The 23,141-nt window shown below is 43.9% G+C and carries 25 protein-coding genes; 10 read left to right on the top strand and 15 right to left on the bottom strand.

From position 1 onward, the window contains the following. Positions 1 to 29: 29 nt before the first annotated feature. The 4 genes from ACMUMQ_RS06365 to ACMUMQ_RS06350 all read right to left on the bottom strand — a co-directional run bounded on the left by ACMUMQ_RS06365 (position 30) and on the right by ACMUMQ_RS06350 (position 3,937). Positions 30 to 692, bottom strand: a complete 663-nt coding sequence (locus ACMUMQ_RS06365; RefSeq protein WP_414681172.1) for an anthranilate synthase component II — start codon at positions 690 to 692, stop codon at positions 30 to 32. A 10-nt stretch (positions 693 to 702) separates the two neighbouring features. Further along, positions 703 to 2,136 (bottom strand): anthranilate synthase component I family protein, encoded by a 1,434-nt coding sequence (locus ACMUMQ_RS06360; RefSeq protein ID WP_414681171.1) that lies wholly within the window; start codon positions 2,134 to 2,136, stop codon positions 703 to 705. After that, the gene (locus ACMUMQ_RS06355) at positions 2,133 to 2,360 is read right to left on the bottom strand and encodes a Trp family transcriptional regulator (RefSeq protein WP_317005873.1); all 228 of its coding nucleotides are present in this window, start codon (positions 2,358 to 2,360) and stop codon (positions 2,133 to 2,135) included. Before ACMUMQ_RS06355 ends, ACMUMQ_RS06360 begins: the two co-directional genes overlap by 4 nt. Positions 2,361 to 2,491: 131 nt before the next feature. Beyond that, the gene (locus ACMUMQ_RS06350; RefSeq protein WP_414681170.1) at positions 2,492 to 3,937 is read right to left on the bottom strand and encodes a hypothetical protein; all 1,446 of its coding nucleotides are present in this window, start codon (positions 3,935 to 3,937) and stop codon (positions 2,492 to 2,494) included. 310 nt (positions 3,938 to 4,247) lie between these two features. On the opposite strand from ACMUMQ_RS06350, the gene ACMUMQ_RS06345 reads away from it, so the two are divergent. From ACMUMQ_RS06345 to ACMUMQ_RS06330, 4 genes are all read left to right on the top strand, one after another. Further along, positions 4,248 to 4,433: a type II toxin-antitoxin system RelE/ParE family toxin gene (locus ACMUMQ_RS06345; RefSeq protein WP_414681169.1), complete on the top strand. Its 186-nt coding sequence runs from the start codon at positions 4,248 to 4,250 to the stop codon at positions 4,431 to 4,433. Positions 4,434 to 4,460: 27 nt separating this feature from the next. Then, complete coding sequence (gene nadS / locus ACMUMQ_RS06340) at positions 4,461 to 4,745, top strand: NadS family protein (protein ID WP_414681168.1); 285 nt, start codon at positions 4,461 to 4,463, stop codon at positions 4,743 to 4,745. A 285-nt stretch (positions 4,746 to 5,030) separates the two neighbouring features. Continuing rightward, positions 5,031 to 5,954 (top strand): Abi family protein, encoded by a 924-nt coding sequence (locus tag ACMUMQ_RS06335; RefSeq protein ID WP_414681167.1) that lies wholly within the window; start codon positions 5,031 to 5,033, stop codon positions 5,952 to 5,954. Between the two features lie 150 nt (positions 5,955 to 6,104). Then, positions 6,105 to 6,488 carry a hypothetical protein gene (locus ACMUMQ_RS06330; RefSeq protein WP_414681166.1) on the top strand — a complete coding sequence of 128 codons (384 nt, stop codon included), beginning with the start codon at positions 6,105 to 6,107 and terminating at the stop codon, positions 6,486 to 6,488. Positions 6,489 to 6,548: 60 nt separating this feature from the next. Here the strand turns inward: ACMUMQ_RS06330 and ACMUMQ_RS06325 are convergent, their stop codons facing one another. Beyond that, positions 6,549 to 7,472 (bottom strand): histone deacetylase family protein, encoded by a 924-nt coding sequence (locus ACMUMQ_RS06325; RefSeq protein ID WP_414681165.1) that lies wholly within the window; start codon positions 7,470 to 7,472, stop codon positions 6,549 to 6,551. Between the two features lie 152 nt (positions 7,473 to 7,624). Between ACMUMQ_RS06325 and ACMUMQ_RS06320 the strand changes: the two genes are divergently transcribed. Continuing rightward, positions 7,625 to 10,045, top strand: coding sequence for a bifunctional acetate--CoA ligase family protein/GNAT family N-acetyltransferase (locus ACMUMQ_RS06320; RefSeq protein WP_414681164.1), 2,421 nt, complete (start codon positions 7,625 to 7,627; stop codon positions 10,043 to 10,045). A 78-nt stretch (positions 10,046 to 10,123) separates the two neighbouring features. Here ACMUMQ_RS06320 and cdd read toward each other — a convergent pair whose 3' ends face one another. The 9 genes from cdd to radC form a co-directional block, all read right to left on the bottom strand. Then, complete coding sequence (cdd, locus tag ACMUMQ_RS06315) at positions 10,124 to 10,531, bottom strand: cytidine deaminase (RefSeq protein ID WP_414681163.1); 408 nt, start codon at positions 10,529 to 10,531, stop codon at positions 10,124 to 10,126. Position 10,532: 1 nt separating this feature from the next. Next, positions 10,533 to 11,501 (bottom strand): ABC transporter permease, encoded by a 969-nt coding sequence (locus ACMUMQ_RS06310; RefSeq protein WP_414681161.1) that lies wholly within the window; start codon positions 11,499 to 11,501, stop codon positions 10,533 to 10,535. 9 nt (positions 11,502 to 11,510) lie between these two features. Then, positions 11,511 to 12,608, bottom strand: coding sequence for an ABC transporter permease (locus tag ACMUMQ_RS06305; protein ID WP_414681160.1), 1,098 nt, complete (start codon positions 12,606 to 12,608; stop codon positions 11,511 to 11,513). Beyond that, positions 12,605 to 14,161, bottom strand: a complete 1,557-nt coding sequence (locus ACMUMQ_RS06300; protein ID WP_414681159.1) for an ABC transporter ATP-binding protein — start codon at positions 14,159 to 14,161, stop codon at positions 12,605 to 12,607. Before ACMUMQ_RS06300 ends, ACMUMQ_RS06305 begins: the two co-directional genes overlap by 4 nt. Before the next feature lie 216 nt (positions 14,162 to 14,377). Then, positions 14,378 to 15,367, bottom strand: coding sequence for a BMP family lipoprotein (locus ACMUMQ_RS06295; protein ID WP_414681158.1), 990 nt, complete (start codon positions 15,365 to 15,367; stop codon positions 14,378 to 14,380). A 213-nt stretch (positions 15,368 to 15,580) separates the two neighbouring features. Next, complete coding sequence (mutM, locus tag ACMUMQ_RS06290) at positions 15,581 to 16,399, bottom strand: bifunctional DNA-formamidopyrimidine glycosylase/DNA-(apurinic or apyrimidinic site) lyase (RefSeq protein ID WP_414681157.1); 819 nt, start codon at positions 16,397 to 16,399, stop codon at positions 15,581 to 15,583. An 86-nt stretch (positions 16,400 to 16,485) separates the two neighbouring features. Continuing rightward, on the bottom strand, positions 16,486 to 16,656 hold the full coding sequence (gene rpmG / locus ACMUMQ_RS06285) for a 50S ribosomal protein L33 (RefSeq protein WP_011978459.1): 171 nt from the start codon (positions 16,654 to 16,656) through the stop codon (positions 16,486 to 16,488). An 11-nt stretch (positions 16,657 to 16,667) separates the two neighbouring features. Then, positions 16,668 to 16,904: a 50S ribosomal protein L28 gene (gene rpmB / locus ACMUMQ_RS06280; RefSeq protein WP_317005857.1), complete on the bottom strand. Its 237-nt coding sequence runs from the start codon at positions 16,902 to 16,904 to the stop codon at positions 16,668 to 16,670. Between the two features lie 178 nt (positions 16,905 to 17,082). Further along, on the bottom strand, positions 17,083 to 17,757 hold the full coding sequence (gene radC, locus ACMUMQ_RS06275) for a RadC family protein (protein ID WP_414681156.1): 675 nt from the start codon (positions 17,755 to 17,757) through the stop codon (positions 17,083 to 17,085). Between the two features lie 138 nt (positions 17,758 to 17,895). On the opposite strand from radC, the gene coaBC reads away from it, so the two are divergent. From coaBC to slmA, 4 genes are all read left to right on the top strand, one after another. Continuing rightward, positions 17,896 to 19,116, top strand: a complete 1,221-nt coding sequence (gene coaBC / locus ACMUMQ_RS06270; RefSeq protein WP_414681155.1) for a bifunctional phosphopantothenoylcysteine decarboxylase/phosphopantothenate--cysteine ligase CoaBC — start codon at positions 17,896 to 17,898, stop codon at positions 19,114 to 19,116. A gap of 55 nt (positions 19,117 to 19,171) precedes the next feature. Then, entirely contained in the window at positions 19,172 to 19,630 is a 459-nt protein-coding gene (dut, locus tag ACMUMQ_RS06265; RefSeq protein WP_317005855.1) for a dUTP diphosphatase, read from the top strand. A gap of 335 nt (positions 19,631 to 19,965) precedes the next feature. Beyond that, positions 19,966 to 20,874, top strand: a complete 909-nt coding sequence (gene argB / locus ACMUMQ_RS06260) for an acetylglutamate kinase (protein ID WP_414681154.1) — start codon at positions 19,966 to 19,968, stop codon at positions 20,872 to 20,874. A gap of 51 nt (positions 20,875 to 20,925) precedes the next feature. Next, positions 20,926 to 21,519: a nucleoid occlusion factor SlmA gene (slmA, locus tag ACMUMQ_RS06255; protein WP_414681153.1), complete on the top strand. Its 594-nt coding sequence runs from the start codon at positions 20,926 to 20,928 to the stop codon at positions 21,517 to 21,519. A gap of 40 nt (positions 21,520 to 21,559) precedes the next feature. Here slmA and pyrE read toward each other — a convergent pair whose 3' ends face one another. After that, on the bottom strand, positions 21,560 to 22,207 hold the full coding sequence (gene pyrE / locus ACMUMQ_RS06250; RefSeq protein ID WP_414681452.1) for an orotate phosphoribosyltransferase: 648 nt from the start codon (positions 22,205 to 22,207) through the stop codon (positions 21,560 to 21,562). 116 nt (positions 22,208 to 22,323) lie between these two features. Between pyrE and ACMUMQ_RS06245 the strand changes: the two genes are divergently transcribed. After that, entirely contained in the window at positions 22,324 to 23,100 is a 777-nt protein-coding gene (locus tag ACMUMQ_RS06245; protein WP_317005853.1) for an exodeoxyribonuclease III, read from the top strand. The last annotated feature ends 41 nt before the right edge of the window (positions 23,101 to 23,141 follow it).

Below are 23,141 nucleotides of genomic sequence, written 5' to 3'. Positions count from 1 at the left end.
CTCAGCCTTTTTACATAATTCACACCTTTCTACACCTGAAACAAGAAGTTTTTAATCAGGTCTTTTCCACCTTCTGTGGCGAAGGATTCTGGGTGAAATTGAATACCTTGAATTGGGTATTCTTTATGGCGAATGCCCATGAGTTCAAAGTCGCCGCCTTGGTGGATTTTACTCACGTCACTAAAGTCACCTTCTTTCAAGTCGCCAACCGATGCGGTGACTTCTAGCACATCAGGGAAGCTTTCAGCTTCGGCGATGAGCGAGTGATAACGCATGACTTCCAGTTGGTCTGGAATGTCGTAGAAAATGCCTTCGCCGTTGTGATTAATCGGGCTGGTTTTCCCGTGCATTGGCAATGGCGCTTTCACCACCTTGCCACCAAACACATGACAAATTCCCTGCATGCCAAGGCAAACGCCCATCAACGGAATGGTTTTACCAAACTCTAAAATCACATCCGCACAGACACCAAAATACGCTTTGTCGTCTGGCGAGCCTGGCCCTGGAGAAATGATGATGCGATCTGGCGCGGCTTGACGAATGTCGTCTAACGTCACCTCGTCGTTACGTTTCACAATCACATCAAAGTGATCAATCGCGCCTTTGCTTTTTTCGGTTTCCAACACTTCGCCAATAAACTGATACAGGTTGTAAGTGAAGGAATCGTAGTTGTCGATAATATAAACTTTCATCTTGCCTTCCTTAAACCTTCGCTTCTGTCTTGCTTGCGTCTGGCGCAAAGCTGTCTAACACGCGCTTAGTGCCTGCAAATTTGCGTTGAATTTCTTCGTATTCGTCTTCCGCGTTTGAGTCATATACGTTACCGCCACAGGTTTGCACATAAGCTTTATTGCCCTTGGCGAATACGGTACGAATCGGAATGGCAAACATGCAATCGCCATTGAAAGAGAACTGTCCTACCGCGCCGCCGTATGGGCCACGGCCATCACTTTCCAAATCGTCGATGATTTTCATCGCTTCGATTTTCGGTGCGCCAGTCAAAGTACCCGCTGGGAAATTACTTGCCAAGGCAGAAAACATGTCGCGATCTTCTGCCATAATGCCGACAATTTCACTGGAAATGTGTTGAACGTGGCTAAAACGTTTAATGTCCATCAAGGAACGAACTTTAACCGTACCAAAACGCGCCACGCGACCGATGTCGTTACGATGCAAATCCACAATCATATTGTGCTCAGCGATTTCTTTTGGATCGTTCAACAAAGCGCGAGCCAACGCCGTATCTTCTGTGGCGTCTTTACCGCGCTTCGCCGTACCTGCAAGCGGGAAGGTTTCCATTTCGCCTTGGCGCACACGGAACAAGAGTTCAGGGCTCGCGCCAATCACTTTTTGTTCACCAAACTTGATGTAATACATTTGTGGCGAAGGGTTCACTTCTCGTAGCTCTTCGTACAAGTTGATGGTGTCGCCTTCAAGGTCAAACCACTTTTTGAAGCCCACTTCGCACTGGAAAATTTTACCTTCCACAATGTCTTGCTTAACTTTGGCAACTGCATCAGCATGATCGGATTTCGTCATGGATTCGCCAACAGGACGAACCACAAGCGGACCATTTTCTGGCGTAGGTTCCGCCATCATCGCTTTCACTAATTCGACACGATTGCCTTGCGAGCCTTCACCATCTTCATAATAAAAATAGAAAACTTCGCCTGTCATCTTGTCGAGGATCAAACCGTCTTTGTACAAGCCAAAGCGGAACGCATCAAACATCTCGCTGGATTGCAGATCCAAAGTCGGCTCGAAGTAATTCATACTATCGTAACCTATATAACCCGTTAAGCCACCAGCGAAGCCGCGCGATAAAATATTTTGTGGCACGATATCACGCAATAAATAATACGGATTGTCCGAGTCGTAAGCTTCTATCTCGCCAGTGCGTTCTTGGATGAACAGCTTTTTGCCTTCTGCCCAAATCAGCTTTTCAGGGTCAAAACCAATAATAGAATGGCGGGAAATGAAGCTCTCTTCGCCAAGGGATTCCAACATAAAACAGTTCTCAAATCGCTTTTCTACCTTCTTGAACAAGGCAAAAAAATCGCAATCGGAACTGATGGTAATGTACTTAGGTTTGCGCGGTAGCGTGATGCGCTCCGGCTTTTTGTGATGTGTACTCATTCTTCTTTTAATTCCTTCAATGCTCTAGAACCACGTGTCACCGTGGCAATACCAACGCCCAACTGCTTGGCAATGTCGCGCTGCGGCACACCTTGCTCCAAGAGGGAAAATATCTCTAACCTGTGCTGCAACTCATTCAACTCATTTGGTGTTAGCAAGGCCTTTAAACGCTTCTCCAACACCGCATCGTCTGCGTCTTTTAAAAACTCGATCAAATCTTTCATAAGGGTTTCTATCTAATGAAATTGCCATGTATTCGCGTACTAGTACAATATAGTTTTGTGTTTTGATAAGCAAGTAGGAGACATAAAAAAACACCGACATACGGTGTTTTTCTTAATTCATAGTAAAAAGTCTACAAACCTAATTTTTCCTCAAATTTCGCTTTATTGGCTGCAGCGCCATCCATTAGCTTTTGTAGTTCAGGCTCTTTTCTGTATTTGAATCGCTTATTCAATTCCTCATATACGGCAATCGCCTCTTCTAAACGATTCAGCTGAGCTAACCTAACACCTTTGTTCATCAAAGCTTTCACAATCTGTTTTTCAAAAAATAATTCGGTTCTGTTTTTGAATCTCTTATCTAATTCTTCATATACGGCAACTGCCTCTTCTAAACGCTTTAGTTGACCTAAGGTGATCCCTTTGTAGACCAAAGCTTTCACTACCTGTTCTTCTAAAACCAACTCTGTTCTATCTTTGTATCGCATATCCAATTCGTCATACACAGCGACCTCATCCTCTAAGCGATTGAGGCGACCAAGTCTAATCCCTTTACCCAACAAAGTTCTCGCTACCAACTTCTCTATAATTAACTCAGTTCTGCCTTTGAATCGCATATCCAATTCGTCATATACGGCGATCTCATCCTCCAAGCGATTGAGGTGGCCTAACCTAGCCCCTTTGTTCATCAAGGCTCTCGCTATATATTCCTCTAAAGCCAACTCAGTTCTGTTTTTGAATCGCGTACCCAACTCGTCATACACGGTGATCGCCTCTTCAGAACGGTTCAGCTGCCCCAAGGTAATCCCTTTGTACATCAAGGCTCTAGCTACCGTTTCGTCTATAGCTAACACGGATCTATTTTTGAATCGCGCATCTAATTCTTCATACACAGTGATCGCCTCTTCTGAACGCTTTAGTTGACCTAAGGTGATCCCTTTGTTGACCAAAGCTTTCGCTACTCGTTCCTCTAAAACCAGTTCGGTTCTGCCCTTAAATCGTTTATCTAGTTGGTCATATGCAGAGACTGACTCTTCTAAGCGATTTAGACGACCTAAAATTACCCCTTTGCTGATCAAAGCTTTCGCTATCTGTTCCTCTAAAACCAGCTCAGTGCTACCTTTGAACCGAGTATCTAGTTCGTCATATACTACGATTGCCTCTTCTAGACGATTAAGACGACCTAAGGCAATCCCTTTATAAAGCAAAGCTACCGCGACCTGCTCTTCTAAAACCAATTCGGTTCTGTTTTTGAATCGGTTATCCAATTCATCATATACGACGATCGCCTCTTCTGAGCGATTTAAGCGGTATAATACGGACGCTTTCAATGAAAGAAGTTCCGCAATTTTTTCATCCGAAGAGTTCTCCATACTCTCTAGCACTTTATTGACAAACCCTAATGCGTTGTCGAATTTCCCATCAGAATATGCATTAACTGCTAATAACCTCCAATCCTGTTTTGCACTTTCAGAATCCAACTTATAATCAAGGACTGAAACATTATTAATAGCCGAAACAGAGACTACCGAAAATAAAAAGAGAATTAGAATAAAACGAGTTGCTAGAAGAAAAGGCACTTAACAACATCCTTATGAATTAATGTTGTTAGAGAATAGCCTCTAAGGCTTTATTATGGAAATGGATTCCCTTCAAGAATTTAGAGCATTACATTCGAAGGAGAATTAATTTGTGTATTTTTCATACTTGTGCATCGAACCAAAAGGAGTACAGTGTACACTCATAAAAACAATAGGGTTTGTTATTTATGAGTCACGCTATCGAGTTTATCGAGACTCACTTATTCACAAAGCAAATAAAAACCATCGCCACTGATGACGAATTAAGACAGTTACAACACGAAATCATAGCACAACCCAAAAGGGTGATTTGATCCAAGACACTGGCGGATTACGCAAAGTCAGAATGGCAATAAGGAACCAAGGTAAAAGCGGCAGCACGAGAGTGGTGTACTTTTTAGCGACACAAGAAACCATTTACCTGATTATGGCTTACCCGAAAAATACAAAAGATAGCCTAACCAAGGCCGAGAAAATCGAATTCAGGAAAAACTAACAAAACTATTAAAGAGCGAGGTTTAACATGAGCATTTTTAACGATCTAAAATCCTCTTTAGAAGAAGCCGTCGAGATACATCAAGGCGATAAAGCAGCCGCGAGAGTGACGCGATTTGAAATCGCGGATGTAAAGAGCATTCGCCATAATTTACAAGTCTCTCAAGCAGATTTCGCCAAAGCGCTTGGCACCAGTGTTGATACGATTAAAAGCTGGGAAAGTAGACGCCGAACCCCTACAGGACTGGCGGTGAAAGTATTGGCAACGATTAAAGAGAACCCGAATTTTTATAAAGCACTTTCAGCCCATTAAAACCTACTCTGTCCCTTAAATTGAGGCAAAACGTCAGAAAAATCGGTAATCTAGGAAAAAGCTAAACTCTCAAATTTGGATTTCTCTAATTCGTACTCATGGAAGGTAGTATGTTTAAATATATAAGGATTTACCCGTTTTCCCCGTTGCAGTCTTGCTCAATAAGAGCATACAAAAACGTTGCAACAGATGATTCAATGGCTATAATGAACAGCAACAACACCCCTCCCGCTACCCGTAAGATCAGCGCCCTGCGAGGGGTTACTTGTTTCTGGGGAGTAGAAAATGACTGACCAGAACAAAATTCCTTTCAATAAACCTCCTAAAACATTTTCAGAACAGGTCACTATTCTGAAATCTCATGGCTTAATTATCCAAGACACAAACAAAGCTGAATTCTACTTATCCCAGCTCAATTACTATCGTCTAGCAGCCTATTGCATTCCATTTGAAACGGATCATGACACTCACCAGATATTGGAAGGAACCACTTTTGATGATGTGCTTAATTTATATACTTTTGATCGGGAGCTTCGTTTATTGCTAATGGATGCTATTGAGCGAATCGAGGTTTCTCTGCGCACGCAAATGGCTTATCAATTAAGTCATCGCCACAATACATCTCATCCACACCTTATCAGTAACAATTTTAAAGACGACAGAAAATATCAAAATGGACGAAAGAAATTAGAACATGAGGTAAACCAAAGTGACGAAGACTTTATTTGCCACCTAAGAACAAAGTACAGAGAAGATTTGCCTCCAATATGGGCTGTGGTTGAATTAATGACCATGGGACAATTATCTAAGTGGTTTTCCAATATAAACCAGAGAAGCGATCGTATGGCGATCAGTCAGGCCTATAGCCTTAACGAAGCAATCATGACCTCTTTTTGCGAGCACTTATCTTTAGTAAGGAACAAAGCGGCTCATCATGCAAGGCTATGGAACCGAGTATTCCCTAAACAAATGAAGCTTCCCAAAAATGGCCCAAGTGACTTGATTAATAGTCTTTTGAACCTGCCTAACGAAAATAGAAATTTAAAAAAGCTCTACAACACTTTGACGATCATTCTCTACATTATGAATATTATTTCTCCTGAACATCATTGGAAATCTCGTGTTAAAAATTTAATAAAAACTCATGATATAGACACGACAAAAATGGGCTTCCCTTTAGATTGGGAGACTAGACCTTTGTGGACGTAAAGTGCTGGCGATGATTAAAGAAAAAACGAATTTTTCCATTTTTTGTGTAAGAACAGTGAATGACTCTACGTCTAAAGACTAAAATAACGGATAGGCTTAGTCTGCCTGCGCGTTTTCTATCTCGCATAAACACTCAAAAAGGGCTCCGATATGGGCATTGTGGTCACGATTTTTATGGCACTTATTTTGTTTCTGTCGATCCCTAATCCTGTTGAGAAGCGTTTGAAGAAGTATCAGGATAAGATCTTTGCCATTACTTTTTTGATGGGTGCATGGAATGCTTTTTGGTATGGCGCTCAACATTTTGATGAGTTTTGGGGAATTGCTGCACTGATTTCAGGCTTCGCTATGATGATCACCAGCTTGCCAAACATATCATTGGATAAATCACCCTCTTATCTCAGCACACCGCTTGGCTGGCTTCAAACTAAGATCAACTCGCTACCGCAAGGCTTCCAAGAGTTAATGCTTTTAATGCTACTTGGCTGCGCCTGTATTTATGGTTATACACTGATTCAACTGAACTTGGCTTAATTTAGAAAAGCACAACTTACGACACTAAGGGAGTAAGCCAATTCAGGTTTTCTCCCTTTTTTACAACCTCATCAAGCTCTTGATGTGACAAAACGCGGCTCGCCCTAGTGCGTCTATGTTGTAGCCGCCTTCCAGCACAGAGACCACGCGTCCTTCGCAGTGCTTATCAGCCGCATCCATTAACACATCGGTAATCCACGTGAAGTCCGCTTCGTCTAGTCTTAACTGTCCCATTGGGTCTTCTTTGTGTGCGTCGAAACCTGCAGAGATCATGATGAGCTGAGGCTTGAACGCGTCCAGCGCTGGCAGAAGTTGCTCGGTGATAATGGCGCGGAAAGCGTCGCTGCCAGAACCCGCTTCCAATGGCATGTGAAGAATATTGTCGTGGGAAGCACCCGGATCGGCGTAAGGATAAAACGGATGTTGATAACTGGATGCGTACAATACTTTGGTATCCGCTTTAAAAACATCTTCTGTGCCGTTACCGTGATGAACATCAAAATCAACAATGGCGACTCGTTCTAAACCGTATTGATGAATAGAGTGGCGCGTGCCAACGGCGATGTTGTTGAACAAACAAAAACCCATGGCTTTGTCGGATTCCGCATGATGTCCCGGCGGACGAATTGCACAAAAAGCATTATCCACTTCACCTGTCATGACTAAATCGACTGCTTTCACCACAGAGCCAGCGGCATGAAGAGCTGCGTCTAATGTATGCGGCATCATCAAGGTTTCTGGCTCTAATTCAACATGCCCTGATTCTGGTGCTCGGGCAAAAATAGAATCCACATAAGCGGTTTCATGGGTTTGAACTAGCTGTTCATAAGTAGCAGGATCGGCTTCTAGGCGGCGGATAAAATCCATCAACTGTCCGGTAATCAAACGGTTTTGGATTGCTCCAAGACGTTTCGGTGACTCTGGATGATCATCACCCATGTTGTGGCGGTCACAATAAGTATGTGTAATGTAGGCGGTTGTCATCTCGTCTCTCGGGTTCTTTATTCTTGTTTTTACTCTCGTTGTTTTAACGAAAACCACAAAGACAGTCTACCCTACCATGGTCTACAATCCATAAAGATAGAAACCGTGGTACCTTAATTTTTTGTTCTGTATTAGCCACTCGGAGAACGTCAATGAGCCAACATGCATTGCATCCCTTACTTGCACCAAAGTCCATGGTGGTTTTGACCGGTGACGATGCAAACGATCCTCTCATGCTGGCGCTATTGAAGTCCTTGGCTCATACAGACAAATCTAGTCGTCAAAAGTCTTGCCCTGTTAGCTTGGTAGGCTCGGAACCTGCGGCCTCTTTTTCATTCCCTTTGTTTACGTCTTTGGATGAATGCATTGTTTCAAATGGAGCAAAGCCAAGCCCAGATCTTGCTGTGCTGGTTGGTACTCATTCCAATTCATCAATGGAAGACATTATTGCGGCATGTGGCGAAGCTGACATAGGCTCTTTGTTGATGCTGTCTTGGACAGGTGAACCTGAAGCCAAGTTGATTCCCATATTGCGCAAGCACAATGTTCGTTTGCTTGGCCCAAACAGCTTTGGTATTTGCCGCCCTAAACAAGGGGTTTACGCTTGGCTTGGCTTAACTCAGCCATTAACAGGGCGATTAGCCTTGATGTCTCAATCTGGCACCGTTGCCAGTGCCTTAGTCGATTGGGCAACATGGCAAGGCATCGGCTTCTCTCAAGTTGTATCAATGGGTTCGCCTGTTGATGTGATGCCGTCACAAGTTCTGGATTATTTATCAACCGATTTCGACAGTCAGGCCATCCTAATGTATCTGCAAAAAATCGGTCGTCCAACTCGTTTCTTGAGTAGCTTACGCGCCACAGGTCGAAGCAAACCTGTCGCCGTGGTTACCGAGCACTCGGTTGGCTCTGACGAACGCGTACTGGATGCCGCCCTTAGCCGAACTGGCGCGGTTCGCGGTCGTCGCCTAAACGATTTAATCGCTGCGGCGTCAGTAATGACGAACGCTCGTCGCGTCAAAGATGGCTCTTTATTAATTATCGGGAACGGCGCTGGCCCTGGCGAACTAGCCGCCCAACGCGCGATGGAATTGAATGTCGATTTACTCACACCAGAAGGTGAGCTGTGCGAAAAACTAGAATCCACCATGATGGGACGAGGCGGTATTGGCCCAGTCACAACTGTTTGGGCAAGTTGTGCTACTGATTTATTTATTGATTTAGCCGCAGACGCACTCAGCAGCCCGCAATGCGGTGCCGTCTTACTCACCCTAAGCCCAACCGCCTTGATCGATATCGACTCCTTGTACGACCTAATAACCAAGCTTCATCGAGACCAGAAAAAGCTCGTCATGGTCTGTTTGCTTGGCGGCGGCAACATGACCAACATGCGTACTCGCATCAACGAAGCTGGGATTCCAACTTTCCGAACGCCCGAAACGGCGATTGAGGGCTTTCAGTTTTTAGTGCAATTCCAGCGCAATCAGTTATTGGCAAAGCAATCACCAGACAGTCATGCATTTCGTTTTAAAATTGATGTATCAGAAGCGACTAACAACCTGAATGAGCTATTAAAAGCCGGACAAAGTACAGCAACCGCAGACGATTTGCGCAGCATTTTTGAGTTGTTCCATATTCCCTTAATTTCTCGTAGGCAAGCATCTCACCAGTTATTAGCGCCGATTCACTTACGCGTTTTCCAAGACCCAATATTTGGACCGGCAATTGGCTTGTCTTTAGAAGGCGCTCATCAGCATAAACAAGTTGAAGCCGTTGCTTTGCCGCCACTCAATACCGTTTTAGCAAAAGACCTAATACAACGGGCTTTTCCTGGAGAAGAATCCTTTGAATTAGAAAGCTTGCTGAGAAATTTATCCACCATGGTTTGTGAACTCCCTGAAATAGAAAGCCTAGAATTGGCTGATTTGAGGGTACATGAAACGGGAAGCGTCTATGCGGATGTCAGTGCAACGTTACGACCGCGTAAAAGTGAGCGACGATACGAACATTTGGCAATTCACCCTTATCCTAGACAATGGGTTTCCGAGCGGATTTTGAAAAATGATGAAGTCGCGACCGTTCGCCCTGTTTTACCAAGAGACGCCGTTATTTTGGCGGATTTTGTTCGCAGTATGTCTCACGAAACACGCTACTTCCGCTTCATCTCTAACATATCAGAGCTAACGCCGCGTATGCTGGCGAGCATGTCTCATATCGACTACGACAGAGAAATGGCGCTGTTGGCCGTTATCAATCGAGATGGCCAAGATTTATTGATTGGCACAGCGCGATATGTGGACAACTTCGACGACCAAAGCTGTGAATTTGCTGTCGTTTTAGGGGATGAGTTTCAAGGATTAGGACTGGCTTCTTATCTCATGCGACAACTGTTCAAAGTTGCGGCAGACAAAGGTATTAAAGTGATGAAAGGTATCGTACTGGCAGAAAACAAACGCATGATCGCCTTCTGTCGCCATCTAGGTTTTACAATTCAGCGGGATCCAGATGACTTTGGACAAGTGGTTGCGACAATCAAACTGACACCGAACATGCTAAGCAAACTCAGCGACTAGATAGCACTTTTGCCTAAACGCCTATTATAAAAAAACCACGCAAAGGCGTGGTTTTTGACAAGTCGTTTGAAGAACCAATTACTTCAGATTTTCAGGCCCGAATGAGAAAGGCAGCAATTCTTCCATAGTAAGTGATTTACGCACACCTTCTGGACCACAAATGTGAATCATAGTGTCGGTAGACGAAAACTCTCGAATCTTCTGACGACAACCGCCACAAGGCGTAACAAGTTGATCGCCTTTACCAATCACATAAATGTCTTTGATTTGCGTATCACCGCCTAAAACCATGGCAGAGATAGCGCCACCTTCGGCGCAGACACCTTCTGGATAAGCTGCGTTTTCAACATTACAACCTTTGTACAGATTGCCACTGGCGGTACGAATCGCAGCTCCAACTGTGAAGTCTGAGTAAGGAACATAGGCCTTACTCATCGCTTCTTTTGCCAGTTGAAAAAGCGTTTCATCTTGCTTTACAACAGACATATTAGGCTCGCTCTTTCACATAAGGTCGACCGACGGCTTTTGGCCCTATCGCTTTACCAATGAATCCAGCAAGCAGCAACACGGTCAACACATAAGGAAGCACTTCGATCGCCTGTACTGGCACTTCACCAATGCCTGGAATCACCACGCCTTGCATACGAATCGCAACAGCATCTAAGAAACCAAACAACAAACATGCAAACAACACAGGAACGGGACGCCACTTACCAAAGATAAGCGCTGCAAGAGCCATATAGCCTTTACCTGCACTCATGTCTTTCAAAAAGCCTGCGTTGTGTGCTGTTGATAAATAAGCACCTGCCAAACCACACAAGATGCCACAAACAATCAAGGCACGGTAACGAATAAAGGCAACGGAAATACCTGCTGTATCAACCGCATGAGGGTTTTCACCCACCGCACGAAGACGTAAACCAAAACGTGTTTTATAAACAACCCAATAGGTTAATGGCACCATGGCAAAGCCTAGGTAAACCAAAATATTATGGCCGCTCAATAGTTCTGAATAAATTAAGCCAATCACTGGAACATCAGCTAATGCATCAGCAAAAGGCAAGGTAACAGAAAGGAATCGAGAATCACCAGACAGTGTTGGCGTTTGGCCGCCCATACCGAACCAATTCATCGACAAAGTCACCGTTAAGCCCGCCACAATGGTGTTAATCGCAACACCAGAAACGATATGGTCACCACGGTGAGTGATACAAGCAAAGCCATGAATCATCGCCAAAGCGACTGATGTCGCGATGCCAAAGCACAAACCAATCCATGCAGAGCCGAACACTGCAGCGCCTGCCGCAGCAGCAAATGCACTGCCTAAAATTTTACCTTCCAAACCGATATCAACAATGCCCGCTCGTTCTGAATATAAACCCGCTAATGCAGCAAAAATCAAAGGCGTAGATACACGCATGGTTGCATCTAGCATAAGTATTAATGTTTCAAACATATTCTTCCCCTACGCCACAGCTCTGCGAATAAAAAAGCCTTCGATGCGATCTTTAAACATGTGTTCAAGCGCACCAGAGAATAAAATAACCAAACCTTGGATCGCGACAACGATCTCTGGTGTGATGGTCGGAATTTCAAACGCCAACTCTGAACCACCTTGGTACAAGGCACCAAACAGAATGGCAGCAAGGATAATTCCTATCGGATGGTTGCGCCCCATCAAAGAAACCGCAATACCAGCAAAACCGTAACCTGCGGTGAAGTTAAGCAGCAAGCTGTGATTTACACCCATGATTTCATTGATACCGACAAAACCAGCCAAACCACCAGAAATCAACATCGCCCAAATGGTTACTTTTGCCGTATCAATACCAGCATACTTAGCCGCCGTTGGGTTGGTTCCTAATGTACGTAACTGATAACCCCAGCGAGTGTGCCAAAGCAGTCCCCACACAAAAACACAACATACTAAAGCTAATACAAAAGCAAAGTTAAGCGGCGAGTCACCAATATCAATACCAAGTGGCGCAAAGAATTCATGTATGTAAGGCATCCAAGCGTTTTCGCCAAACGTACGGCTGTTCGGTGCCATGCGTCCGTCTTCTTTTAACCAGTTCACAATTAAGTAAACCATCAAAGAAGAAGCGATAAAGTTGAACATGATGGTCGTGATAACGATGTGACTACCACGACGTGCTTGTAGATAAGCCGGAATATAACCCCATGCAGCACCAAATGCGGCAGCACCAAGAATGGCGAGAGGAGCAATGATGTAAAACGGCATTGTGTGGTCTAAAGCCAAACACACTAGGCCAACACCCAAACCACCAATATACGCCTGACCTTCTCCACCTATGTTGAACAAGCCACCTTTAAAGGCGACCGAAACAGCCAAACCAGTGAAGATCAAGTTCGTTGCGTAATATAAGGTGTATCCGATGCCTTCGTTGTAGCCAAACGCACCATAAATCAGATACCCCGCCGCTTCGATTGGGTCTTCGCCAATGGCGAGAATCACCAAACCAGACACAATAAAAGCCAACATGATGTTTAAGAAAGGAATAAGCGCAATGTTTACCCAAGCAGGAACTTTTGCCTGACTCATGCTGACACCTCTGCTTTTTCTTCGTTGTAGGCGTTCGCCATCATTAAGCCAAGGGTTCGTTCATCTGCGTCTTTTGCATCAAGCTCGCCCACAACTGCACCATCAAACATAACAATGATGCGATCACTCAGTGCCATAATTTCATCCAATTCAACAGAGACCAACAAGATTGCTTTGCCAGAGTCTCGTAATTTAACAATTTGTTCGTGTATATTTTCAATCGCACCGATATCTACACCACGCGTTGGCTGACCAATCAGCAAGATATCTGGGTTCTGCTCTACTTCACGAGCAATAACGATTTTTTGCTGGTTACCACCAGAAAAGTTTGCTGTTTTTAAATGAGGGTTCGGCGGACGAACATCCCAATCAGCCATGCGCTCATTACATTCATCAATCATCACTTTACGGTTCATCAGAATCTTACCGTTGTAAGCATCTGAATTGTGGTAACCAAGCACAGCAGCTTCATAAGCTTCAAAGCCTGTTACCAAGCCCATTTTGTGACGATCTTCAGGAACGTGGGCCATTTTAAGCTCACGCATTTGTGCGGCATTTTTCGGGGCTTTCGCAGTAATTACTTGGCCTGCGATATGAATTTCACCTTCACTCATTGGCTCAATGCCAGAAAGCACATTCAAAAGCTCACTTTGACCATTACCAGAAACCCCTGCGATACCAAGAATTTCACCTGCGCGCAGTTCTAAACTCACGTCTTTAAGACGCTTCACGCCTTGGCTATCAAATTGAGAAAGGTTTTTAGCAGAAAGGAATACATCACTTGGTTTGGCTTCGTCTTTATTAACAGTTAGACGAACTTTTTTACCAACCATTAACTCAGCAAGCTCTTCTTTGTCTGTCTTAGCTGTTTCACGATGCGCCACCATTTGACCTTGTCTCATGACAGAAACATTGTCAGTAGAAGCCATAATTTCACGCAATTTATGAGTGATAAGCAAAATGGTCACGCCTTGTTCTTTCAAGGCTTTTAAAATACGGAAAAGGTGATCGGCTTCTTGCGGGGTTAACACACCCGTTGGTTCATCAAGAATGAGGATACGAGCGCCACGGTAAAGGGCTTTTAAGATTTCTACTCGTTGCTGTAGACCAACTGGAAGATCTTCCACAATCGCGTCTACGTCAATATCTAGGCTATATTCTTGCGCCAAACGCTGTAGCTCAACTCGTGCAGCGTCCACACCAACTTTTAAGAGTGCGCCACCCTCAGCACCCAAGATAACGTTCTCAAGTACACTGAAATTCTCTACCAGCATGAAATGCTGATGCACCATACCTATGCCTGCATTAATAGCATCCTGAGAACTGCGGATATCAACACGCTTGCCATCTACTTCTATGTGGCCTGTATCAGCTTCATAAAAGCCATAAATAATGCTCATTAGAGTCGATTTACCAGCGCCATTTTCACCGATTATGCCGTGAACTGTGCCGACTGGAACTTGTAAGCAAATATCTTTGTTAGCCTGAACGGCACCAAAGCGTTTGCTGATATCTTGCAATTCAATTGCGTATGGCTTTGTTTTATTCGTCATATCTAAAAATAATTCATCTGCTTCAAAATGGAACACTCTAAGTGTATATCAAGACCAAGAACACATTAGGTGTTTTTATTGCTACTTTCTCGCAATAACTTAACTACCTGCTACAAAAGCCAATGAAAACTCTGTTGTTGTCGCATTTAATGAAAAAATATAAGAGCAAAAAAAACAGCTGCCTGCGAAAGGCAGGCAGCTGTTTTATCTTACAACTTAGTAGTTACAAGTGTTGTCTGACATGTAGTCATGAACAACGATTTCACCGCTTACAATCTTAGCGCGAATTTCTTCTACCTTCGCTTTCATGTCAGCTGTAATCAAGCTTGCATTGTTGTCATCAAGAGCCCAATCAACACCGCCTTCAGCTAGACCAAGAACAACTAGACCTGGCGCCCAAGTGCCTGCTGCAGAATCTTTATAAGTGTTGTATGCCGCTAGATCTACACGCTTAACCATAGACGTTAGCATAGTGCCTGGCTGGATGTGGTTTTGGTTTGAATCCACACCAATAGCAAATTTGCCTTCATCTTTAGCTGCTTGATAAACACCGATACCAGTACCACCAGCCGCAGCGAAAACAACATCCGCACCTTTAGAGAATTGGCTCTTAGCTAATTCAGAACCTTTAGTTGGGTCGTTAAATGCCGCACCAGTAGAACCTGTCATGTTTTGGTAAACAGATGTGCCTGAAGCAACGTATTTCGCACCTTGCTCATAACCACAAGCAAAACGACGAATTAGAGGAATATCCATACCACCCACGAAACCAACAGCGTCAGTTTCAGACTTCATCGCAGCAACCGCACCAACAATGAAAGAACCTTCGTGCTCTTTAAACACAACAGATTGAACGTTTGGAAGATCGATCACACCATCGATGATAGTGAAGTGAACATCAGGGAAGTCTTGCGCTACTTTAGTAACCGCTGATGTCATGTTGAAACCAACAGTTACAATTGGAGAGAAACCACGGTTAGCAAGGCGACGTAGGCCCTGTTCTACCTGAGCTTCGTTTTTTGGTTCAAATTCACGAACTTGAATACCAGTTTCAGAAGTGTATTTCTTAACGCCGTTATAAACACCTTCGTTAAAAGACTTGTCATATTTACCAGCTTGATCATATACAACCGCAGGGTCTGCTGCTTGAGCCATCGTTGATGAGATAGCTAACGCCGTAACAGACGCAATAAATATACCCTTCATTCCAATTCCTCTTTTTAGTGTAGTTAAATATATGGTTAATTCTTCTGCCCAATTGGTCAAAAATAAACCCATTAGTAAAATACCGCAATAAAATATGCACTCTTTTAACAATATTGTTGCACATAAAACCGTAAAGACAATCAAAAACTCACATCATGATTTCTCTATTAGCACGATTAATTAGCAATTCTCGTGCCTAATCTGAACAAAAGGTCAAGTTTGACATTTTCGGCAATAAACCGTGCTTCGCTGAGCCTGTCTAATCTCTTTTAGAGTCGTGCCACAAACCGTACAAGGCTTGTCTGCTCGACCGTATACTAGCAGTTCTTGCTTGAAGTACCCTGGCTTTCCATCGCCGCCAACAAAGTCTTTCAAGGTGGTGCCGCCCTGTTTGATTGCAGCTGCCAGCACCAACTTAATGCATTCTACCAATATAGCCAGACGCTTTTTACTGATATTGCCCGCCATACGGCTCGGATGAATGCCGGCTTTAAAAAGCGCTTCATTCGCGTAAATATTTCCAGCGCCTACCACAACTTTACTGTCCATAATAAAAGTCTTAATTGGCACTTTGCGACCTTTCGCCCGAGCGTGCAGCATGTCTACATTAAATGCATCAGACAAAGGCTCTGGGCCAAGGTGTTTTAACAAATCATGCTCGAGCCAATCTTTCGTCGTCCATAAAATAGCGCCAAAACGGCGAGGGTCGGTATAACGCAACAATGGCTCATCTTCTGCAAAGCAGAAATCCACATGATCATGAAACAAAGGTGGCGTTTGAGCTGGCACAAAATACAAACTACCAGACATGCCAAGGTGAACAATCAATGTCCCTTTTGCCGTATGAACGCCAATATACTTACCGCGACGAGAAAGGTGTGTAATTTCTTGTCCGACCATTTCTGAGCTCAGCTCTGGCGTAATTGGCCAACGGAGCTTTGGTTGACGAATATCTATCTTAAAGAGGGTTCGGCCCACAAGATGAGGCTCTATACCACGTAACGTGGTTTCCACTTCTGGCAATTCAGGCATAAGCGACCTCGGCAAACATTAAAGACGTTCTACTAGATACAAAAAAACCGACTCAATGAGTCGGTTTCTTCGGCAAGAATCAAAAATTATTTGATTTTCGCTTCTTTGTACATAACGTGTTTACGTACAACTGGATCAAACTTTTTCATTTCAAGTTTATCCGGAGTATTTCGCTTGTTCTTGTCAGTTGTGTAAAAGTGACCAGTACCAGCAGAAGATACCATGCGAATTAAATCGCGAGCGCCTTTAGAAGCCATGATTCAGATCCTTATACTTTTTCGCCGTTAGCACGCATTTCAACAAGAACTGCTTCGATGCCTTTTTTATCGATAATACGCATACCTTTAGAAGATACACGTAAACGGATGTAACGGTTTTCACCTTCGACCCAAAAACGGTGCCAATGAAGGTTAGGAAGAAAACGACGCTTAGTACGACGCTTTGAGTGAGAAACGTTATTACCTGTAACAGGACGTTTCCCAGTAACTTGACATACGCGAGACATAATTAAATACCTTTTGCTATCCAGAAAGATTATTGGAAGTGTTTCACTTCCTCAGGCGGAGCATGATTCCTTATGAATCAAAAAAATCCCATACCGAGGATATAGCGGCGCGAATTCTCCCATAACATCGACCATTCGGCAAACTTTTTGTTAAAAAAATGATCAATTAATGAGTTTGTTAAAGCAAACCTCTTTCCGCCAATGAAACAGGCGCGCCATCGCCAACCACAAAATGATCCAACAACCTGACATCAACAAGGCTAAGGGCTTCTTTAATACGGCCTGTAATCGAGATATCCGCTTGGCTTGGCTCGGCGACACCACTGGGATGATTGTGCGCCAGAATAACCGCCGCTGAGTTGTACTTTAATGCTGCTTTCACCACTTCCCTCGGGTAAACCGCCGCGGCATCAATGGTGCCCATGAAAAGTTCTTGATAACAAATCAGTCTGTGTTGCGAGTCCAAAAACAGAACCGCAAAGACTTCCCGCTGAGCATGGCGTAATTGTGAAGAGAGATAGGTTCGGACGTGTTCCGCGCTACTAAAAACCGTTTCGCGCATGAGTTGTTCTTGTAAATGGCGTTTCGACATTTCTAGAACGGCTTGTAATTGGGTATATTTTGCGTCCCCCAGACCAAAACCTTTACAGAATTCTTCTCGACTGGCCGACATAAGGGAACGTAATCCGCCAAATTGGGTCAATACTTGTCGAGCAAGCTCAACAGCACTAATACCTTGGGTACCCGTTCGCAGAAAAATCGCCAATAACTCAGCATCGGTTAAGGCTTCGGCCCCTTGATGTATGAGTTTTTCACGAGGTCTTTCCTCTGCGGGCCAATGTTTTATACTCATGATCTGCTCCTTGATCCATGGTAATCTTGCTTAAGCGCTGTCAAGTTCAACAACAGCAAAATAAAATAACGAATAACAGAAGGCATCCTGCCTCGTTATCAACTTTAATCCATCACAGAACGAATTGAGAAGTTTTTTATGTCACATCTAGCCCAAAAACGCATTCTATTAGGCATTACTGGCGGCATCGCTGCTTATAAAAGCATCGAACTCATTCGTTTATTAACTAAAGCCGGCGCAGACGTTCAAGTTGTTCTAACGGATGGAGCAAAAGCATTCGTCACAGAAATGACACTGCAAGCCATCTCAGGCCATCCAGTACGCAGCACATTACTCGACCCAAATGCTGAAGCAGGAATGGGTCATATTGAATTAGCAAAGTGGGCAGATCTCATTGTTGTGGCTCCAGCCTCAGCCGATTTCATAGCACGCTACACTCAAGGCATGGCGAACGATTTACTTTCTACCTTATGCATCGCCACAGAATCTCCTGTTTTAATCGCACCCGCGATGAACCAAGCCATGTGGCGCCACTCAGCCACTCAAGCCAATACAGCACTATTAACAGAGCGTGGCGTTTTGAGCATTGGCCCTGCCGATGGTGCGCAAGCCTGTGGTGACATTGGTCCTGGAAGAATGAGCGAGCCAGCTGATATTTTTAACGCCATATCTGAGCATTTTCAAACAACAAGCATTAAGCAAGACCTTGCTGGACAGCATTGGGTCATTACCGCAGGCCCAACGATGGAAGCTATCGACCCTGTTCGCTACATCAGCAATCACAGCTCAGGAAAAATGGGCTATGCGCTAGCGTCTTCAGCATTACAACGAGGCGCGACTGTCACACTCGTTAGCGGCCCAGTACAATGCACGCCGCCAGAAGGTGTCAATTTGGTTTCAGTGAAAAGCGCAGACGAAATGCTAGCTGCTTGCGAACAGGCAATGGAAAAACAAGCGGATGTGTTTATTGGTGCCGCTGCCGTGGCAGACTTTAAAATGAAAACAGCCACAGATCAGAAGATGAAGAAGAAATCTGATACTAACGAAATTCAGCTTACTCTTGTCAAAAACCCAGACATCATTGCGACTCTTGCCCAACAAAAGCGCTCAAAAGTGATGGTAGGTTTTGCAGCAGAAACACAAAATGTGATCGAATACGCGAAAGGCAAATTAGAGCGCAAAGGTCTAGACATTATTATTGCCAATGACGTCTCTCGTTCCGACATAGGTTTTAATAAAGATGAAAACCAAGTCACCGTAATTACTAAAGAAAACACATGGGAGCCAGCCAAAGCAGCCAAAAGCGAGCTTGCTAATCAGCTGGTAAACTTTATCTACGAACATACTCAGGCGAACTAACCTTTTTTAAGGGCTGTTTCCCTCTGTACATTGAAGACATTAAAAAGAGAGCAATATGAAGCAAGCAATTCAACTCAAGATTTTAAGCGACAAAATTGGCAAAGAAATTCCTTTACCAACCTATGCAACAGAAGGCTCTGCTGGCCTAGATTTGCGCGCTTGTTTAGACACTCCTATTGAGCTTGCTCCAGGTGAAACAACATTGCTGCCGACTGGATTATCGATTTACATCCAAGATCCAAACTTAGCAGCGACTATTCTTCCTCGCTCTGGATTAGGCCACAAACACGGTATTGTTTTAGGTAACCTTGTCGGATTAATTGACTCAGACTATCAAGGGGAACTGATGGTTTCCTGCTGGAACCGTGGAAATACTACTTTCACAATAGAGCCTGGCGAGCGTGTTGCACAGCTTGTTCTTTTACCTGTTGTACAAGCAGAATTCGATATAGTCACTGAATTTGAAAGCACTGAACGCGGCGAAGGCGGCTTTGGTCACACTGGTACAAAGTAATATCAAACTACGGAGTAGGTGAGTTTTTCTCATCTATTTCGTGTTACTTTTTCAAATAACTCATCCATTCTCACACACAAGAATCAAATTTGTTTTTTCGACCGCTAACTCTGTAATTATATTACAAATTTCTGTAGTTAATCCGTTTAGATCACGCTATTATTTCCACCCTAAGTGGTTGCTTACACTCGTTGCCAGCCTTGACTGTCACCGTTTTGACATCACAACCCACTAATTTATCTATCGATGGCACTCTCTTCTTTTACTGTAAAGATTTACGGTGAGGCGTTTTGTCATCGAGCCAGTTTGTTCTTATTGATAGGAGTATGTAATACGTGCCTTTTTCTCGTGAGTCTGCTTTAGATGTTGCTAAGGTTTTAAGTGAATCACTGCCTTATATTCAACGCTTCGCTGGTAAAACATTGGTCATCAAATACGGCGGCAACGCAATGACAGATGAGTCTTTACAAGCAGGATTCGCACGAGACATCGTTTTGATGAAGGCCATTGGTATTAACCCTATCGTTGTTCATGGTGGCGGCCCACAAATTGGCGAGATGCTGACCAAGCTTAATATTGAGTCAAAATTCATTAATGGCATGCGTGTTACTGATACAGCAACTATGGATGTTGTTGAGATGGTGCTTGGCGGCCAAGTAAACAAAGAGATCGTTAACTTAATCTGTGAAGCCGGCGGTAAAGCCATCGGCATCACAGGTAAAGATAGCCGCTTCGTAAAAGCCAAAAAGCTTTTCGTTAAGCATCAAGCGGAAGGCATGACAGCACCAGAGCAAGTAGATATTGGCCATGTTGGTGAAGTGGCGAGCATTGATACAAGCTTCTTAAAATTATTCGAAAGCAGCGACCTAATCCCTGTCATTGCTCCAATTGGTGTGGACGATCAAGGTAACTCATACAACATCAATGCTGACCTTGTTGCAGGCAAAGTTGCGGAAGCAGTTGGCGCTGAAAAGCTAATGCTGTTGACCAACATTTCTGGCGTACAAGACAAGCAGGGTAATGTGTTAACTGGCCTAAGTACGGCTCAAGTTGATGCTTTAATTGCTGATGGCACAATTTACGGTGGTATGTTGCCGAAAATCAGTTGCGCTCTATCGGCCGTTAACTCAGGTGTCACAAGTGCTCACATTATTGATGGCCGAGTTCCGCATGCTACCTTACTGGAAATCTTTACAGATACTGGCGTTGGTACATTAATTTCCAACACCAAGTTAGGCGAATAAAGACAGTCTAAAAACTATACGAATAATACGAGTTAAAACTGGATACGACACATGAGCAATAAGAAGAACGATCGTCGCACACAGATTCTGCACGCACTTGCTCAAATGCTAGAGAGCAGCCCAGGTGCACGCATTACAACGGCCGCTTTAGCAAAGCAAGTTGGGGTTTCTGAGGCGGCGCTTTATCGCCACTTTCCTAGCAAGGCTAAGATGTTTGAAGGCCTAATAGAATTCATTGAAGAATCTCTATTCACCCGCATCAATCTTATTGTTCAGAATGAAAGCGATGTCGTTGTACGTATAGAAACCATACTCATGCTCATACTTGGCTTTGCCGAACAAAACCCAGGCATGTGTCGCTTGTTAACAGCAGACGCTCTAGCAGGTGAAACAGAGCGTTTACGAGTTCGCATTGCCCAGGTATTTGATCGTATTGAAACTCAGTTGAAGCAAGTTATTCGTGAAGCAGATTTAAAACAAGGTTTACGACCAGCAATGGGCGTAACGCCAAGTGCTAATTTTCTTGTTGCTATTATTGAAGGGAAAATTCGCCACTATGTACGCAGCGAATTTAAAGTGAAGCCAATGGATGTTTGGCAAGATCAATGGGCAGTATTGGCACAAAACTTGATGATAAACCGCTAGGGCTTGAAGTCACTTTTCAAACCCTAGATTTAGCACTAAATTAGATACCATATTCATGGCGATAGGCTTTAACTGCACCAAGATGTTCGGCAAATTCCGGCGCATCTTGTTCTGCCAAATACGTCATGATGTCATTTAAAGACACTATGCTGATAACAGGCATATCGAAGTCACGCTCGACTTCTTGAATGGCAGACAATTCGCCTTGGCCTCGTTCTTGACGATCTAAGGCAATAAGAACACCAGCAGGAGTGGCATTGGCTTCTTGAATAATAGCCATAACTTCTCGGATAGCGGTTCCAGCCGTAATAACATCATCGATAATCATGATGTTACCTTCTAATGGAGCCCCAACAAGAGAGCCACCTTCGCCGTGAGCCTTTGCTTCTTTGCGGTTGAATACGTATGGTGTATCTACGTCATGGTGATCATAAAGCGCAACAGCGGTTGTTGTTGCCAATGGGATGCCTTTGTAGGCAGGGCCAAATAAAACATCAAATGGAACATTTGCTTCCATTAGTGAGGCTGCGTAAAAGCGACCTAACTTTGCCAATGCTTGGCCAGAGCTAAATAAGCCAGCATTAAAAAAGTAAGGGCTTACGCGGCCTGATTTGAGAGTAAATTCGCCAAAGCGCAAAACGTTTTGTTCAATAGCGAATTCGATAAAGTCTCTTTGGTAAGGTTTCATGCCAACTCCAGAAAGATAAATAATACACAACACAGCGTCGCCAAGATCGAGCGAAGCCATGCCAACTTTGGATAGACGCTAATATAACACACGGCTAGGAATTGTAGGGACCAGAAATGAAGGTCATCAGCCTTAATGTAAACGGTATAAGACAAGCAGCCGATCGCGGCTTTTTTGAATGGATGGTTCGTCAGAACCCAGATGTTGTATGTCTACAAGACATACAGACAGATGAACGCAGTTTAAATGACAGTGTTTTCTTTCCACCAGAGTTCAATACTTACTTTTTTGACTCAATGGAAAACCCAGATCAGGCAGGTGTTGCGATTTATTGTAAAACCATGCCTAAAGCCATTATGACCGGCATGGGTTTTACCGAATGTGATTTCGAAGGTCGTTTTATTCAAGCGGATTTCGATAAAGTAAGTATCGGTACTTTTTTAACGCCTCATGGCTCGAATCATGAAGAAGCGTTACAAGAGCACAAATACCGCTTTATGGAAGGCTTCAAAAACCATTTAATAAAAACTCGCCGTAAGCGTCGTGAATTTATTTTCTGTGGTACAGCCAATGTGGCGCGCTCACCGATTGATGTAAGCAGCTGGTTCGTTAATCAACGCAACTCTGGTTTCTTGCCAGAAGAGCGTAAATGGATAAACGAGATCTTCAATGAAATGGAATACATTGATGCGTTTCGCCAAGTGAACAAACAAGACAAACAGTACACTTGGTGGCCGGATTACGAACGCGCTTGGAAATTAGATGAAGGTGGTCGTTTAGATTATCAAATCACCACTCCTGGTATCAAAAATTTGATTCAAGGCGGTAGTATTTACAAAGGTCAACGCTTCTCTGATCATGCTCCATTGATCATGGAATACAATATCGACTAGTCGCTTACAGGTTCAGCTTTATCTGAACCTGTGAAGTGAGA

This window comes from Marinomonas algae (assembly GCF_047525555.1).
Classification (GTDB): Bacteria; Pseudomonadota; Gammaproteobacteria; order Pseudomonadales; family Marinomonadaceae; genus Marinomonas.
The sequence above is the reverse complement of the archived record's forward strand: the minus strand, read 5'-3'. Positions and strand labels throughout refer to the sequence as shown.